Origin of the sequence: Vibrio sp. ABG19, from assembly GCF_029962385.1 — a bacterium.
Lineage (GTDB): Bacteria > Pseudomonadota > Gammaproteobacteria > Enterobacterales > Vibrionaceae > Vibrio > Vibrio ostreae.
On the sequence record NZ_CP071708.1, the window covers coordinates 1,994,217 to 2,010,357 of the forward strand.

Genomic DNA, 16,141 nt, shown 5'->3' on the forward strand with positions numbered 1-16,141 from the left:
CTATTATCTATTAGAATGATTCTCTATTATCAAAGTCTGGACAAAAGACTGATAAAATAACACCAATACATTCCTGTTGTTGAAACTCACAACCTGACGGCTACTAACAATCAATAATAAAAGCGCGCGGGACAGTGGATTTGAGCACAAAAACACGAGATTGACATTGCGGATGAACACAGAACAAGACAACCTCACACCAAGCACGCCACACGTACAACCAGGAACACTTCTTAAGCAAAAGCGCGAAGCTCTGGGCTTAACGCAAAAGCAGGTCGCGGATCGTCTGCGACTGCGTATCACCATTATCCAGAATCTGGAAGACAATAATTTTAAGTCCGACCTGGTGGCGACATTTACCCGTGGTTACCTGCGCTCCTACGCCAAAGCCGTTGGCTTATCAGAAAGCGAAATCGTGGATGCTTTCGAAGCGATGGAAGGGCTGCAACCTCAAGAGCAGACCATGCAAAGCTTTTCTAAAAAGACCAAGCGTGACAAGCACGATAGCCGTATCATGACCATTACCTGGATCATCCTGCTGGTGATCATTGGTATGTCTTCTCTGTGGTGGTGGCAAAATAACGAGCAGGATACCTTGAAGCCGGACAGCGCTGCTGATGCGGTGTCTGCCGTGGTGGAAAGCACCGTGGCAGGCAACAGCGATGAGATGCAGCCGGATTTTGCGACCATCAACGGTGTGGATGATGAGATCTCTGCTGCACAAGACAGCGATGCTGCAGAAATGGTTGCGGACACCGATATGGCTGAAGAGCCGCAACCAGTCGCAGATGAGCAAGTTGCCTCTGAACAAGTTGTTTCTGAACAAGCGATGCCTGAAGAGTCCGCCACGACTGAACAGGCCGTGGCTAATCTGCTGACCCTGAACTTTACTGCCGATTGCTGGATTCAGGTCAAAGACGCAAGCGGTAAAACCCTGTCAACCGGCATTAAAAAAGCCGGCCAGACGCTGAATCTGCGTGGTGAAAAGCCGTTGCAAGTGATTCTTGGTGCTCCGGAAGGCGTGTCAGTGACATTTGCGAGTGAACCTGTCGACCTTTCTGGGTATACTTCAGGCAAAGTAGCACGATTCACCTTACCTTAGACATTACTATGCAACACGAGTCTCCTATCAAACGTCGCCCATCGACACGCATTTACGTGGGTAACGTGCCTATTGGCGACGGCGCGCCTATCGCCGTACAATCCATGACCAACACCCGCACCACAGATGTGGCTGCGACGGTTGCACAAATCAAGGCGTTGGAAAATGTGGGAGCCGACATTGTGCGTGTCTCGGTTCCGACCATGGACGCGGCGGAAGCGTTCCGTCAGATTAAACAACAGGTATCGGTGCCTTTGGTGGCCGATATTCACTTCGACTACCGTATCGCGCTTAAAGTGGCGGAGTACGGTGTTGACTGTCTGCGCATCAACCCGGGCAATATCGGTAACGAAGGTCGTATCCGCTCCGTGGTGGATTGTGCGCGCGACAAAGGCATTCCTATCCGTATCGGTGTCAACGGTGGTTCTCTGGAAAAAGATATCCAGATGAAATACGGTGAACCAACGCCTGAAGCGCTGGTTGAATCGGCGATGCGTCATGTTGATATTCTTGATCGTCTTAACTTCGACCAGTTCAAAGTCAGTGTTAAAGCCTCGGATGTGTTCCTGGCCGTCGACTCTTACCGCCTGCTGGCGAAGAAGATCGACCAGCCGCTGCACCTGGGGATTACCGAAGCGGGCGGTGCCCGTGCTGGCGCAGTGAAATCATCGGTCGGTCTTGGCATGCTGCTGGCGGAAGGCATTGGTGACACGCTGCGTATCTCGCTCGCCGCTGACCCGGTGGAAGAGATCAAAGTCGGTTTTGATATCCTCAAATCGCTGCGTATCCGCTCGCGGGGAATCAACTTTATCGCCTGCCCAAGCTGTTCTCGTCAGGAGTTTGATGTGATCGGGACTGTCAACGCGCTCGAGCAGCGCCTGGAAGACGTGCTGACCCCGATGGATGTGTCTATCATCGGCTGTGTGGTCAACGGTCCGGGTGAGGCTGAGGTGTCGCATTTAGGTCTGGCAGGCAGCAACAAGAAAAGTGCGTTTTACGAAGATGGCGTGCGTCAGAAAGAGCGTTTTGACAACGATGATCTGGTTGATCGTCTGGAAGCCAAAATTCGCGCTAAAGCCGCTGTGTTAGATGCAAACAACCGCATCGACGTGAAACAACAAGATTAATCTCAACGATATACGGTAATTTACTGTGGCAAAGACTATTCAAGCAATCCGAGGCATGAACGACTGCCTCCCTTCTCAGTCTCCGCTTTGGCAAAAAGTGGAAGGCATCGTGAAAAACGTGATCAGCGCATACGGTTACAACGAAGTGCGCATGCCAATCGTTGAGATGACCCATCTGTTCAGCCGCGCTATCGGTGAAGTCACCGACGTGGTGGAAAAAGAGATGTACACCTTCGAAGACCGCAATGGCGACAGCCTGTCGCTGCGTCCTGAGGGGACTGCGGGCTGTGTTCGTTCAGGTATCGAAAACGGTCTGCTTTACAACCAGGAACAGCGTCTGTGGTACATGGGTCCGATGTTCCGTCACGAGCGTCCGCAGAAAGGTCGTTACCGTCAGTTCCACCAGTGTGGGGTTGAGGTATTTGGTCTGGATGGTCCGGATGTGGATGCGGAACTGATCATGATGACTGCACGCATGTGGCGCGATATGGGCATCTCCAAGTATGTGCGTCTGGAGCTGAACTCAATCGGTTCTCTGGAAGCACGCGCGGAATACCGCAGTGCGCTGATTGAATACCTTGAGCAGTATCAGAATGTGCTGGACGATGATTGTAAACGTCGCATGTACACCAACCCGCTGCGTGTGCTGGACTCTAAAAATCCGGATGTTCAGGCAATTCTGGGTGAAGCGCCTAAGCTGTCTGATTTCCTGGATGCTGAATCAAAACAACATTTTGCCGGTTTGTGTGAACTTCTCGACGCGGCGGGTATCGAATACACCGTTAATGAGCGTTTAGTACGTGGTCTGGATTACTACAACCGTACTGTATTTGAATGGATCACTGAAAGCCTGGGTTCCCAGGGCACAGTTTGTGGCGGTGGTCGTTACGACGGTCTGGTTGAGCAGTTGGGCGGTAAAGCAACGCCGGCAGTCGGTTTCGCCATGGGCCTTGAGCGTCTGGTTCTGATGATGGAAACCCTGGAACTGAACGAAGTGCGTCGCAATGTCGATGTGTACATGGTGACCGCGGGTGAAGGTACCCTGACTGCGGGCATGCAGCTGGCTGAGCAGTTACGTGAGACGGTTCCTGGCCTGCGTGTGATGACTCACTTTGGTGGCGGCAACTTTAAGAAACAGTTCAAACGTGCAGACAAAGTCGGCGCGGCAGTCGCTCTGGTACTGGGTGAAAACGAAGTGGCAGACGGTACTGTGGTACTAAAAGATCTGGCCGGTGGCGAACAGGAAACCGTTTCGCAAACCGAGATCGCAGCCAAACTGGCGCACCTCGTCTAAACGCTAATTTTTGAGATTTCATACTAAGAGGACAGGAAGTGGAACTCTACGATACTGAAGAACAACAAGTTGAAGCGATCAAAGATTGGTGGAAAGAGAACGGTAAAGCCGTCATCTTTGGCGCAGTGATCGGCTTGGGTGGTCTGTTTGGCTGGCGTTTTTATCAGGACTCTGTCTCTGAAGCGCAGGAAGCCGCATCCGCAAGTTACACGGCCGCAATGACGACTCTGGCCTCGAAAGGTGCAGAGGGCGAAGCTGACGTACAGCAATTTATTGATGGCAACAAAGAATCTGAATACGCCGTGCTGGCAGCGCTGCAACTGGCTAAAGTGCAGGTTGAAGCGAAGCAGCTTGATGAAGCTCTGGCGCAACTGAAATGGGCCCAGTCAACCACCCAGGACGCAGCGCTGAAACCGGTGATTACTTACCGTGTGGCTCGCGTGCTGGCAGAGCAGGGTGACTACTCAGCGGCTCTGAGTGAGCTGGACAGCATCACTGAAAACGGCTGGACCGGTCGTGTGGCTGAATTGCGCGGTGATATCGCCCTGCGCAGCGGTGACAAAGCCGGTGCTTATGCAGCTTACAGCGAAGCGCAGCAGGCGGATGACGCAAGTCAGACTCTGCAAATGAAACTGGATGACCTGGCCAAATAAGGGCACACCTTGATGAAAAAAATGTTCAACAAAGTGCTCCTGTCTGCGGCTGTCGTAGGTTTACTGGCCGGCTGTGCTGGAGAAGAAGAAAACATCATCATGGCGCCGGTGCCGGTGGTGAAAAGTGCATTTACACCTGAATCTCAGTGGAGCAGCTCCGTGGGTGACGGTGTCGGTCATTACTTCTCAAAGCTTGCGCCGGATTACGCGTACGATAAAGTGTTTGTCGCCAGCCGTGACGGGGAAGTGAAAGCGCTCGATCCGAAAAACGGTAAAACCCTATGGGAAGCGGAACTGGAGCACAATGACACTCCGGCTCGTTTGTCCGGTGGTATCAGCTCGGCGTACGGCCAAATCTATCTTGGCAGTGAAAACGGTGAAGTGATCGCGCTTGATGAAGAGAGCGGTAAACTGGCCTGGCGCGTCAGCGTGGAAGGTGAAGTGCTGGCGGCTCCGGTCGCTGACAGCAACCTGGTGCTGGTTAATACCAGCCGCGGCGCTCTGGTGGCGCTCGATCCGGAAAGCGGTGAACAGCAATGGACCATCAGTACTGAAGTACCAACCCTGACTCTGCGTGGTGACAGCCGCCCGGCTACGGCTTCCGGCGGTGTGTTCTGGGGGACATCTGCCGGCCGTCTGGCGGCCGCGATCATTGAACGCGGTCAGATGATTTGGCAGCAGCCGGTTGGTCAGCCGAAAGGCGCAACTGAGATTGATCGTCTGGTCGATGTGGATTCATCGCCGCTGATTATTGGTGCGACTCTGTACACGATTGGGTTCAACGGTCAGCTGATTGCGATTGACCTGCGTTCGGGTAAACCGATGTGGAAGCGCAATTACTCATCTGCGATTGATCTGGCGAGTGACGGTTCAAACCTGTTTCTGGTGACGGATAAAGATCACGTGGTGGCGGTTGATGCGCGCAGCGGTACTGAGCTGTGGAGCAACGATAAATTGCAAAACCGTCAGCTGACGGCGCCGACTCTGATCGATGGTTACCTGGTGGTCGGTGACAGTGAAGGTTATCTGCACTGGATTGACCGCAGCAGCGGTGATTTTGTTGCCCAGCAACTGGTGGACGACAGCGGTTTCGCTGTGGCACCGCTGGCACTCGATGACGGTTATCTGGTGATGACCCGCGACGGCGACATAAAGAAACTCAAGATCAATTAATAATTCGTGATATAATTCACAAAAGGCTCCTGGCTGGTAACGGCCAGGAGCCTTTTATTGCCCGGATTATTATCCGTCTAGTCAAAACAAACTTGTGGTTATAGTTAAAAATTTAACGCTTGGGCTCGAGTGTTTACCTATAACTACATAAGAAATGAATATTGTAGAGGTTGTTATGATACCTGTAGTTGCTCTTGTTGGGCGTCCTAATGTAGGTAAATCGACACTGTTTAACCGACTCACCCGCACACGAGATGCACTGGTAGCGGACTTTCCTGGTCTGACTCGTGACCGTAAGTATGGTCAGGCGAAACTGGGTGAGCATGAATTTATCGTCATCGATACCGGCGGTATCGACGGCACCGAAGAAGGTGTGGAAACCAAAATGGCTCAGCAGTCTCTGGCTGCGATTGATGAAGCCGATGTCGTTCTGTTCCTGGTTGACGGTCGTGCCGGCCTGACGGTGGCAGATGAAGCGATTGCTGCCCACCTGCGCCGCGTTGAAAAGAACGCTGTGCTGGTGGTGAACAAAGTGGATGGTATTGATGCCGATGCGGCCAGTGCGGAATTCTGGCAACTGGGCGTGGACAACATGTACCAGATCGCTGCGGCCCACGGTCGTGGTGTCGGCGCGCTGATTGACCGCGTGCTAAGCCCTGTGGCTGAGCAGATGCAGGAAGAGCAGGCCCAGCTGAACGATCTGACCGGTATGGTCGACGTAGAAGAAGAGCAGTTGGATTACACCGAAGAAGAAGCCGAGCAAGCGTATCAGCGCCTGCAGGATCAGCCAATCAAACTGGCGATCATCGGTCGTCCGAACGTGGGTAAATCGACCCTGACCAACCGTATCCTCGGTGAAGAGCGTGTGGTGGTGTACGATATGCCGGGTACGACGCGTGATTCGATTTATATCCCGATGAAACGCGATGAACGTGAATACGTTCTGATCGACACCGCGGGTGTCCGTCGCCGTAAGCGCATCAACGAAACGGTTGAGAAGTTCTCAGTGGTCAAAACCCTGAAAGCGATCGAAGATGCCAACGTTGTGCTGCTGGTGGTTGATGCGCGCGAAAACATTTCTGACCAGGATCTGAGCCTGCTGGGCTTTGCTCTTAATGCCGGTCGTTCAATCGTGATTGCGGTTAACAAGTGGGACGGCCTGGACATTGACGTCAAAGAGCGTGTTAAGAAAGAGCTGGATCGTCGTCTGGGTTTCGTTGATTTCGCCCGTATCCACTTTATCTCGGCCCTGCACGGTACAGGTGTTGGTCACCTGTTTGAATCGGTGCAGGAAGCGTATCGCTCGGCAACGACCCGTGTTGGTACGTCAGTTCTGACCCGTATTATGAAAATGGCGACCGACGATCACCAGCCGCCAATGGTACGCGGACGCCGTGTGAAGCTGAAATACGCGCACGCCGGTGGTTACAACCCGCCAATCATCGTGATTCACGGTAACCAGGTGAACGAACTGCCAGATTCGTACAAACGTTATCTGATGAACTATTACCGTAAGTCGCTGGACATCATGGGCACGCCAATTCGTATTCAGTTCCAGAACAGCGAAAACCCGTTTGAGGGTAAAACCAATAAGATGACGTTATCGCAAGAGCGTAAACGTAAGCGTCTTATGACCATGATGAAAGGTCGCAAAAAATAAACTCAAGCCCGGCAATCGCCGGGCTTTTTGCTATCTTAAGCGCCGAGTTTTTCCATTTCGTTTTGCAGAGAAGTTATTATGTCTTACACCCCAACCCAGATTACTTTTACTCAAGCTATTTTCAGCCTGTCGAGCCCGGTACAGAAGATTCAGCTCCAGGGCGACCAGTTGTATGTTGTTACCGCGCGGACCCCGTTTCATCCGGTCAGCCACATCTGGCCGGATCATCCTGCAGATCGTGGCACCCTGAGCACGGCTCAGGCGAGCTATGCGGTGACGGATTGCCAGGTGGGGGCGATTGAACTGGCGAGCGGCGAGCTGTATGTCGGTCAGGCGATCCCGGTTAAACGCGATGAGCCGGGCTGGGTGTTTGTAGTGGTGCATGTGATTGAGGCGTCTGACAGCATAGTCAGCGTCGGTGAGGACGTGGTACTGAGTGTGGATGAGGAGTACCAACACAGTTTGAGCCGCGGTCACAGTGCCGGTCATCTTGCCTATCTGGCGCTGAATAAGGTGCTGGCCGCTGGCTACTGGCGTAAAGATGCCGAACGGAAAGACCCGCACGGCCATTGTGATTTCAACAGTTACGCTCAGGTCACCAGCTTTGTTGACCAGGATAGCTGCCTGGATACTTACCGCCTTGGTAAAACACTCCGTAAAAGAGGCTTAAACAGTGAGAATATGCTGCTGGATCTGGCTGAAATAGAGAATAAGGTTAATCAGCAGTTAGCGAACTGGCTGGCGACCGAGGCGCAGATCACTATGCGCTGCGAAGGGGAACATCTGACCGATTCCCGTTACTGGCAGTGTGATCTGCAGGAGGGGAATCTGGCCGTGATCCCTTGTGGCGGAACGCATTCCGCGAGTCTGACCGAGTTTAGCAGCCTGCAGGTTCGGCTGACGCAGCGCGATGAGCAGCATATCGAAATGCACACTCGTGTAAATCATACTTCGGAACAATGATCTTTTTATTAAATTCTTTTATTTGATCTCATTAAATTCATTTTAAGACTTTAATCCTGTTTAAAATCCAAATGCAGAATATGTAACTTATGCTTTCGGTGTGTGGTGATATAAATGTTCTTTTCGGGGTAGATCGCTGATCAAGATGTAGAAAGCATAAGATCAGGTGACGATCTTTGTCTGCTCAGCATAGCAAGCACTGGGGTAAAAAATAGGCATAGCAGCAGCGCTTGTGATAAAGATCATGGATTGCAGTTCTGAGATCACACAGGATGAGCTCAGGATAAATTGAGTCAATCAGATCGGGTGGGGAATAACCAGGCTGGTGTGACAGGCAGCAGAAGAGGAAAGCATATGAACAATAGTTGTCCCCGCTGTAAGCAGGAGCTGGAATGGGATGGGCATTATTACTGCAAGCCGTGTCAGTGCTATTTTGACAAAGTCGGATTTTGTCCGGATTGCGCTGCTGCAATGGAAAAATTGCAGGCATGTGGTGCGGCAAGCTATTTTTGCAACCAGTGCAATGAGCTGAAATCCAAATCACGGGTACGATTTGAATTTCAGCCTGCGAAAGCGTGATTACTCGGCGATGGAATAGATCTCGCCATCGGCTAAACGGGTCACCAGACGGTCGCCCGTTTGCACATCCTGTGGCTGGCGTACAATCTTGCCGTGTTCGGTTTGGGTGATTGAGTAGCCACGCGATAGGGTTGCCAGCGGACTGACGGTATTGAGCTTGTCGGCCAGACGGGCAAAGCGGTGTTGTGAACGGGTCACCAGGCGTTGCATCGCCTCCTGCAGCGCTCTCTCGCGCAGAGCCAGAGTGTATTTCTGCTCGCGCAGGGTTTTATCCGGTGATTGCAGCTCTAAACGGTGCTGCTGTTTGTTGAGGTGCTGACGGATACAACTGAGCTGGCGCTGCGTGGCGCGCTCAAGGCGCATCGTAAGCTCATCGAGTTGCTGCTGCTGACGCTGCAGACGATACATCGGATGTTGCTTGTCGAGACGGTACTGCAGGCGGCTTACCTGAGCTTTGTGCCCGGCAAAGTAGTGGCGCATTGCGCTGGCCAGTTTATGCTCAAAGCCCTGAAACGCCTGTTTCTTATGGCTGTTGTCGCGGCTGACTAGTTCAGCAGCAGCAGACGGCGTCGCGGCGCGCACATCGGCGACAAAGTCGGCAATGGTGACATCAATTTCATGCCCGACCGCACTGATGATCGGGATCTGGCTGGCGGAGATAGTCCGCGCGACAATCTCATGGTTAAAGCACCATAGATCTTCCAGCGAACCCCCACCACGACCTACGATCAGCACATCACATTCGGCACGGGCATTGGCCCGGCCGATGGCCTGGGCGATACTGATTGCCGCCTCTTCACCCTGCACCAGAGTCGGGTAGATGATAACCGGCAGGCTGGGATCGCGTCGTTTGAGTACGTTGAGAATATCGTGCAGGGCTGCACCGGTTTTGGAGGTAATAATACCGACACAGCGCGGATGTTCCGGCAGAGGCTGCTTCAGCGTGTGGGCAAACAGGCCTTCACCGGCCAGTTTCATCTTCAGCTGTTCAAATTCCTGCTGCAGACGGCCATCGCCTTCCGGTTGCATACTTTCAATAATCAACTGGTAGTCGCCACGCGGTTCGTACAGCGACAGACGGGCCTTGACCAGTACCTGCTGGCCGTTTTGCGGTTTAAAACGCACCATACGGTTATTGCCTTTGAACATGGCACATTTTACCTGGGCGCGGGAGTCTTTAAGGGTCAGATACCAGTGACCGGAAACCGGTGCGGAGAAGTTGGAGATTTCACCAATCAGCCACACCACGCCCATTTCATTTTCCAGTAATAAACGGACTTCAGCATTGAGGCGTGAAACGGTGTAGATGTTTTGATTAGTCAAGGAAGGCTCGCTAAGTTTCTCAGACGTGAGTATGGAAGTTAGCGGCAATATAATACATATCAAGGGGGGTAATGCAAATAAAAAATGAAAAAACGTGTGGTCAAACGATTGCTCTGGGCGTATAATGCGTCCGCAATATCTAATCCAAATACAGCACTGCTGTAACTCATTATGCGAAACGATGAGGCTTGGATTGTTCTTTTTACTCCTATTAATTGTGAGATATTGCAAATGCTAAGAATTGCCAAAGAAGCGCTGACATTCGATGATGTACTACTTGTGCCAGCACACTCCACCGTTCTCCCAAATACAGCTGATCTTCGCACTCAGCTGACGAAAAACATCCAACTGAACATCCCAATGATTTCTGCGTCGATGGATACCGTGACGGAAGCCCGTCTGGCTATCGCTCTGGCTCAGGAAGGTGGCATTGGCTTTATCCACAAGAACATGTCGATTGAGCAGCAAGCTGCTGAAGTTCGTACCGTGAAGAAATTCGAAGCGGGCGTGGTAACGGATCCTGTCACCGTCAACCCTGACGCGACTATCGCTGATGTGGTTGCTCTGACTGAAAAACACGGTTTTGCCGGTTTCCCGGTCGTCACTGAAAGCAACGAGCTGGTAGGTATCATCACGGGTCGTGACGTACGTTTCGTCACCGACCTGAACAAGAAAGTGTCTGTTGTGATGACTCCAAAAGAGCGTCTGGCTTCAGTGAAAGAAGGTGCAACCCGCGCAGAAGTGCAGGAAAAAATGCACGAAGCACGTGTTGAGAAAGTTCTGGTTGTTAACGACGACTTCCAACTGACCGGTATGATCACCGCAAAAGACTTCCACAAAGCCGAGCGTAAGCCACATGCATGTAAAGATGCACGTGGTCGTCTGCGCGTTGGTGCTGCTGTGGGTGCTGGTGCGGGTAACGAAGCACGTGTTGCAGCCCTGGTTGAAGCGGGGGTTGACGTTCTGTTGATCGACTCTTCACACGGCCACTCTGAAGGTGTTCTGCAACGTATCCGTGATACTCGCGCAACTTACCCTGACCTGGACATCATCGGCGGTAACGTTGCAACAGCGGCTGGCGCGAAAGCGCTGATTGAAGCTGGCGTGAGCGCAGTAAAAGTGGGTATCGGCCCTGGCTCTATCTGTACGACTCGTATTGTCACTGGTGTGGGTGTGCCTCAGATCAGCGCGATCGCAGATGCTTCAGAAGTGGCGAACCAATACGGTATCCCGGTTATCGCTGACGGCGGTATCCGTTTCTCGGGTGACATCTGTAAAGCTATCGCGGCCGGCGCATCTTGCGTAATGGTTGGTTCTATGTTCGCGGGTACTGAAGAAGCACCGGGCGAAGTGATTCTTTACAACGGCCGTTCTTACAAAGCTTACCGTGGCATGGGGTCTCTGGGCGCGATGTCTCAGGGTTCTTCTGACCGTTACTTCCAGTCCGACAACGCGGCAGACAAGCTGGTTCCTGAAGGCATTGAAGGTCGTATCGCATACAAAGGTCGTCTGAAAGAGATCGTTCACCAGCAAATGGGTGGTCTGCGTTCAAGCATGGGTCTGACTGGCTCTGCAACGATTGAAGATATGCGTACTAAAGCTGAATTTGTTCGTATCTCTGGTGCAGGTATGCAAGAGTCTCATGTACATGACGTACAAATTACCAAGGAAGCGCCAAACTACCGTCGCGGTTAAGTGATGATGATGTGGCCAGTGTAAAACTGGCCATGTTTTTTCTGCTTATACCCTTGAGGTAAACGTTTGCTTTTCCCTTGAAGCATTAAGAAGAGGCGGGTACACTCGCCTCTGTTTTAATAACCTAGCTTATAAGACTGCTCAAAATGACTAAAAATATTCATGACCAACGTATTCTGATCCTGGACTTCGGTTCTCAGTACACTCAGCTGGTAGCTCGTCGTGTCCGTGAAATCGGTGTTTACTGTGAACTGTGGAGCTGGGACGTTGAAGAAGCGGATATTCGTGAATTCAATCCGGACGGTATCATCCTGTCTGGTGGCCCGGAAAGCGTGACTGAACTGAACTCGCCACGCGCACCTCAATATGTATTCGACTCAGGTGTTCCTGTACTGGGTGTATGTTACGGCATGCAAACCATGGCAGAACAACTGGGCGGTAAAGTCGCTGGCTCAAACGAGCGTGAATTTGGCTACGCACAGGTAAAAGTATCTGGCGAGTCTGCGCTGTTTAAAGATCTGGCTGAAACACAAGATGTGTGGATGAGCCACGGTGATAAAGTCGTTGAGATCCCTGCTGACTTCGTGAAAGTGGGTGAGACCGACACTTGTCCTTACGCGGCCATGGCCAACGAAGAGAAGAAATACTACGGCGTACAGTTCCACCCAGAAGTAACTCACACCAAACAAGGTCAGCAGATGCTGGAAAACTTTGTGCTGGGTGTGTGTGGTTGTGAACGTCTGTGGACTTCTGAGTCAATCATCGAAGACGCAATTGCTCGCATTAAAGAGCAAGTGGGCGACGACGAAGTGATCCTGGGCCTGTCTGGCGGTGTTGATTCATCTGTGGTTGCGATGTTGGTTCACCGCGCTATCGGTGACAAGCTGACGTGTGTATTCGTAGACAACGGTCTGCTGCGCCTGAACGAAGGTCAGCAGGTGATGGATATGTTCGGCGATAAATTCGGCCTGAACATCATCAAGATTGATGCGGAAGCTCGCTTCCTGAAAGCGCTGGAAGGCAAGTCTGATCCGGAAGAAAAACGTAAGACCATCGGTCACGTGTTCGTGGACGTATTTGACGAAGAGTCGAAGAAACTGGCCAACGCGAAATGGCTGGCACAGGGCACTATTTACCCTGACGTTATCGAGTCTGCGGCATCAAAAACCGGTAAAGCACACGTTATCAAATCGCACCACAACGTAGGTGGTCTGCCAGAAGACATGCAAATGGGTCTGGTTGAGCCGCTGCGTGAGCTGTTCAAAGACGAAGTTCGTAAGATCGGCCTGGAACTGGGTCTGCCATACGAAATGCTGTACCGCCACCCGTTCCCAGGTCCTGGTCTGGGCGTACGTGTACTGGGCGAGATCAAGAAAGAGTACTGTGACCTGCTGCGTCGCGCGGACGCTATCTTCATTGAAGAACTGCATGCTGCCGATCTGTACAACAAAGTATCGCAAGCGTTCACTGTATTCCTGCCAGTTCGCTCTGTTGGCGTAATGGGCGACGGCCGTAAGTACGACTGGGTTGTCTCACTGCGTGCAGTGGAAACCATCGACTTCATGACCGCGCACTGGGCGCACCTGCCATACGACTTCCTGGGTAAGGTTTCCAACCGTATCATCAACGAAGTTGACGGCATCTCACGCGTTGTTTACGACATCTCTGGTAAGCCACCAGCGACGATCGAGTGGGAATAATCCTCCTTTAAGAAAGGTCTGGCATTAACAGGCACTAAATCATACTTAAGTCCGCGTAATTGCGGACTTTTTTCGTTTTTGGCTTAGTCATTTTTGGCAATGTCTGGCAACGCCAAGCACGGTTTGACCGTGGTATTTTGATGGGTATGATTCATCAGTAATGCCATGGATTACGCCCGATACCATGCTGAATGTTTTTGATGGGACATGGTATTAAATTTTCATATCTATCTGTTTTATAAAGATTAACTTCTTATTATTTAGAGGTTTTTCAGCATGGTATCAAACAAGAATAAAGGTCGAAACATGCTGACTGATACCAAGCTACGCAATCTCAAACCCAAAGATAAACTATACAAAGTCAATGACCGTGATGGCCTCTATGTTGCCGTCACCACCGCGGGATCTATCTCCTTTCGTTACAACTACTCGATCAATGGTAGGCAAGAAACCATTACCTTTGGCCGCTACGGAGTAGGAGGCATCACGTTAGCTGAAGCTCGTGAGCGTCTCAATGAAGCGAAGCGAATGGTTATTGATGGAAAGTCACCGGCCAAAGAGAAAGCCCGTGCGAAGGCGAGAACCAAAGATGCTTAAACTTTTGGTGCGTGGGCTCAGAAATGGCTGCGTGGCTATCAGATGGCGGACTCTACCCGGGACATGCGTCGCTCAGTTTATGCCCGAGAGTTAGTGAGCAAATTTGGTAATCAGAAGCTGACCGAAATCATCCATGAAGATCTGCGAGCACTGACTGACGCGATAGTAGAGAGGGGAGCTCCGGCAACAGCTGTGCATACGCGTGACAATTTTAGTTGACCACTATGCTAAATGGCTGTTATATAAGTTTATTTCTTTATTATTGATATTCGAGTGGGAGTGATCGGTGCTGGTTGGTAGGGAAGCCAGCCCGAGTGTCGGCGCACCGCTGCATGTGCGCCATCGCCCGGAGCGCACCATCCTTTATCAACTTTCGGCTCGTGGCTTTATTGCGATTGTTGAACAGCAGCTGAGCCAGAACCAATGGCTGGCCGGTGAGTACTACAGCATGGTCGACAGTATGCTGACGCTATTTCTCGATCATCTGGAGGGTATCCCAGTGCTGGATAAACAGGGGGCGATTATTGCAGCGGGATCAGTCTGTACGGATTATTTTCAGTGGGTCAGGGCCAGAAGCTCCGCCTGAGTGTTGGCAGAGTCTTGATATTTCTAATGCTTATATACATCTTACATGAGTTATAGTTACTGGCAATTCAACATGGAGGTTAGACAGTGACATTTAGGGATTTGTTCAAGATAAATACGGAAACAGCTGCACCGGTTATTCAAATCATCAGTCACGAAACCTTGCGTATTCGCGCTTGCTGCATTCAGGTGGCCACAGACCTGAACAGAGACCTCTACGTATGGAACATGCCGCAGGGCTTGAGAAAATACGATTTCGAAGACGATTCCTGGGAATCGGAGGATGAGGGTGAACAGCCTCAGGAAGCTCTGGAGTGGCTGGTTGAATCTTCGCAAGACCAATCTGAATTCATCCTGCTTCTGGAGGACTTCCATCATTTCCTGAATGAGCACACTCTGATCAGCCGCTTGCGTGCATTTGCGATCGCCGTTGCCAGCCGTGAAATCAATAACGTCACTGTTGTGTTATCCCAGCCTGCTCCTTTACTGCCTCCAGAATTGGAGAAAGAGGTGCAGGTGATGGAAATGCCATTACCGGATACCGATGACCTCAAAACTCTGATGCGACAGGCCAAGCAGCGATATGAACTGGGCGACAGGGACTATCAAGAGTCATCCGCTCTGATCGAGTCTGCACTTGGTCTCTCAACCAGCGAAGCCCAACTGGCTTTCTCAAAGGCCGCTTGTCAGTTCAGACGTCTCACCGAATCTGAAATCCCTTTTATCGTTAAAGAAAAAGAGCAGGTGATTCGCAAGAGCGGACATCTGGAATACTTCCATCCGAAAGCCACGCTCGACGATATCGGCGGCCTCGATAACCTCAAATCCTGGCTGAATCGCCGTCGTCAGTCGTTCACCAAAGACGCCCGTGATTTTGGTCTGGAAACTCTCAGAGGTGTGTTGCTGCTCGGTTTGCCGGGCACAGGTAAAAGCCTGGCCGCCAAAGCAGTGGCGAATGCCTGGCAACTGCCTCTGTTGCGTCTGGATATGGGTAAAATCTATGGCGGTATTGTGGGGCAGTCTGAGGCTAATATCCGTTCGGCACTACAAACTGCTGAAGCGCTGGCACCCAGTATTCTCTGGGTGGATGAAATCGAAAAAGGTCTGTCGGGCATGCAAAGTTCTGGTGCCACAGATGGCGGTACGACATCCCGCGTATTAGGTACTTTTCTGACCTGGATGCAGGAAAAAGAGAAACCGGTGTTTGTGGTAGCGACCGCTAACCATATCGCCCAATTACCACCCGAGCTGCTACGTAAAGGCCGTGTCGATGAAATCTTCTTTGTGGACCTGCCGGTACAGCAGGATCGCCAGGACATTATCTCTATTCATCTGAAGCGCCGTAATCGTCTCGATGATTTTACGCAAGAAGAACTGGATGAGCTGGCGCTCGCCAGCAAGGGCTTTACCGGAGCTGAACTGGAAGAAGCCGTCAAGGAGGCCATGTTTCTGGCTTTTGACGAAGGCCACCAGTTAAACAAGGACGATATTCTCAAGGCCATTCAGGCCACCTCTCCACTGTCTTTTACTATGGCGGAAATGATTCAGGATACCCGTGCTTGGGCGAAGGGGCGCGCAGTTCCTGCCAGCTCGGCAGAGCCAGAACTTCTGGATACTTTCAACAGTAAAAAGCCCCGTCTAAAACAGGAAGGCGAAAACCCGTTCGTCAGAAAATAATCAGGATAACTTG

At 51.5% G+C, this 16,141-nt stretch carries 13 protein-coding genes and 1 pseudogene; 13 read left to right on the forward strand and 1 reads right to left on the reverse strand.

Annotated elements, in window-relative coordinates; genetic code table 11:
• Positions 1-172: 172 nt before the first annotated feature.
• From rodZ to J0X00_RS15485, 8 genes are all read left to right on the forward strand, one after another.
• Positions 173-1,102 carry a cytoskeleton protein RodZ gene (gene rodZ / locus J0X00_RS15450; RefSeq protein WP_282477147.1) on the forward strand — a complete coding sequence of 310 codons (930 nt, stop codon included), beginning with the start codon at positions 173-175 and terminating at the stop codon, positions 1,100-1,102.
• An 8-nt stretch (positions 1,103-1,110) separates the two neighbouring features.
• Complete coding sequence (gene ispG / locus J0X00_RS15455) at positions 1,111-2,229, forward strand: flavodoxin-dependent (E)-4-hydroxy-3-methylbut-2-enyl-diphosphate synthase (protein ID WP_136483487.1); 1,119 nt, start codon at positions 1,111-1,113, stop codon at positions 2,227-2,229.
• A 25-nt stretch (positions 2,230-2,254) separates the two neighbouring features.
• A complete protein-coding gene (gene hisS / locus J0X00_RS15460) occupies positions 2,255-3,523 on the forward strand; it encodes a histidine--tRNA ligase (protein ID WP_282477148.1) in 1,269 nt (422 codons plus the stop codon).
• 38 nt (positions 3,524-3,561) lie between these two features.
• Complete coding sequence (locus J0X00_RS15465; protein ID WP_136483489.1) at positions 3,562-4,176, forward strand: YfgM family protein; 615 nt, start codon at positions 3,562-3,564, stop codon at positions 4,174-4,176.
• 12 nt (positions 4,177-4,188) lie between these two features.
• Complete coding sequence (gene bamB / locus J0X00_RS15470) at positions 4,189-5,349, forward strand: outer membrane protein assembly factor BamB (RefSeq protein WP_136483490.1); 1,161 nt, start codon at positions 4,189-4,191, stop codon at positions 5,347-5,349.
• 175 nt (positions 5,350-5,524) lie between these two features.
• The gene (der, locus tag J0X00_RS15475; protein WP_136483491.1) at positions 5,525-7,009 is read left to right on the forward strand and encodes a ribosome biogenesis GTPase Der; all 1,485 of its coding nucleotides are present in this window, start codon (positions 5,525-5,527) and stop codon (positions 7,007-7,009) included.
• Between the two features lie 78 nt (positions 7,010-7,087).
• Entirely contained in the window at positions 7,088-7,972 is an 885-nt protein-coding gene (locus J0X00_RS15480) for an alanyl-tRNA editing protein (RefSeq protein ID WP_282477149.1), read from the forward strand.
• Positions 7,973-8,326: 354 nt separating this feature from the next.
• Positions 8,327-8,551 carry a zinc ribbon domain-containing protein gene (locus J0X00_RS15485; protein ID WP_282477150.1) on the forward strand — a complete coding sequence of 75 codons (225 nt, stop codon included), beginning with the start codon at positions 8,327-8,329 and terminating at the stop codon, positions 8,549-8,551.
• Here J0X00_RS15485 and xseA read toward each other — a convergent pair whose 3' ends face one another.
• Positions 8,552-9,937: an exodeoxyribonuclease VII large subunit gene (xseA, locus tag J0X00_RS15490; RefSeq protein ID WP_282477151.1), complete on the reverse strand. Its 1,386-nt coding sequence runs from the start codon at positions 9,935-9,937 to the stop codon at positions 8,552-8,554.
• A gap of 168 nt (positions 9,938-10,105) precedes the next feature.
• Between xseA and guaB the strand changes: the two genes are divergently transcribed.
• From guaB to J0X00_RS15515, 5 genes and pseudogenes are all read left to right on the forward strand, one after another.
• The gene (gene guaB, locus J0X00_RS15495) at positions 10,106-11,569 is read left to right on the forward strand and encodes an IMP dehydrogenase (protein ID WP_136483495.1); all 1,464 of its coding nucleotides are present in this window, start codon (positions 10,106-10,108) and stop codon (positions 11,567-11,569) included.
• A 146-nt stretch (positions 11,570-11,715) separates the two neighbouring features.
• Positions 11,716-13,269 (forward strand): glutamine-hydrolyzing GMP synthase, encoded by a 1,554-nt coding sequence (gene guaA, locus J0X00_RS15500; RefSeq protein ID WP_136483496.1) that lies wholly within the window; start codon positions 11,716-11,718, stop codon positions 13,267-13,269.
• 306 nt (positions 13,270-13,575) lie between these two features.
• Positions 13,576-14,073 (forward strand): annotated as a pseudogene (locus J0X00_RS15505) (Arm DNA-binding domain-containing protein); the annotation flags it as partial.
• Positions 14,074-14,152: 79 nt separating this feature from the next.
• Positions 14,153-14,452: a hypothetical protein gene (locus tag J0X00_RS15510; protein WP_282477152.1), complete on the forward strand. Its 300-nt coding sequence runs from the start codon at positions 14,153-14,155 to the stop codon at positions 14,450-14,452.
• Between the two features lie 86 nt (positions 14,453-14,538).
• A complete protein-coding gene (locus J0X00_RS15515) occupies positions 14,539-16,128 on the forward strand; it encodes an AAA family ATPase (RefSeq protein ID WP_282477153.1) in 1,590 nt (529 codons plus the stop codon).
• The last annotated feature ends 13 nt before the right edge of the window (positions 16,129-16,141 follow it).

Bases quoted from the DNA above. Each gene is read 5' to 3' on its own strand.
- rodZ (WP_282477147.1), top strand. From the start codon at position 173: ATGAACACAGAACAAGACAACCTCACACCAAGCACGCCACACGTACAA.
- ispG (WP_136483487.1), top strand. From the start codon at position 1,111: ATGCAACACGAGTCTCCTATCAAACGTCGCCCATCGACACGCATTTAC.
- bamB (WP_136483490.1), top strand. From the start codon at position 4,189: ATGAAAAAAATGTTCAACAAAGTGCTCCTGTCTGCGGCTGTCGTAGGT.
- der (WP_136483491.1), top strand. From the start codon at position 5,525: ATGATACCTGTAGTTGCTCTTGTTGGGCGTCCTAATGTAGGTAAATCG.
- J0X00_RS15480 (WP_282477149.1), top strand. From the start codon at position 7,088: ATGTCTTACACCCCAACCCAGATTACTTTTACTCAAGCTATTTTCAGC.
- J0X00_RS15485 (WP_282477150.1), top strand. From the start codon at position 8,327: ATGAACAATAGTTGTCCCCGCTGTAAGCAGGAGCTGGAATGGGATGGG.
- guaB (WP_136483495.1), top strand. From the start codon at position 10,106: ATGCTAAGAATTGCCAAAGAAGCGCTGACATTCGATGATGTACTACTT.
- guaA (WP_136483496.1), top strand. From the start codon at position 11,716: ATGACTAAAAATATTCATGACCAACGTATTCTGATCCTGGACTTCGGT.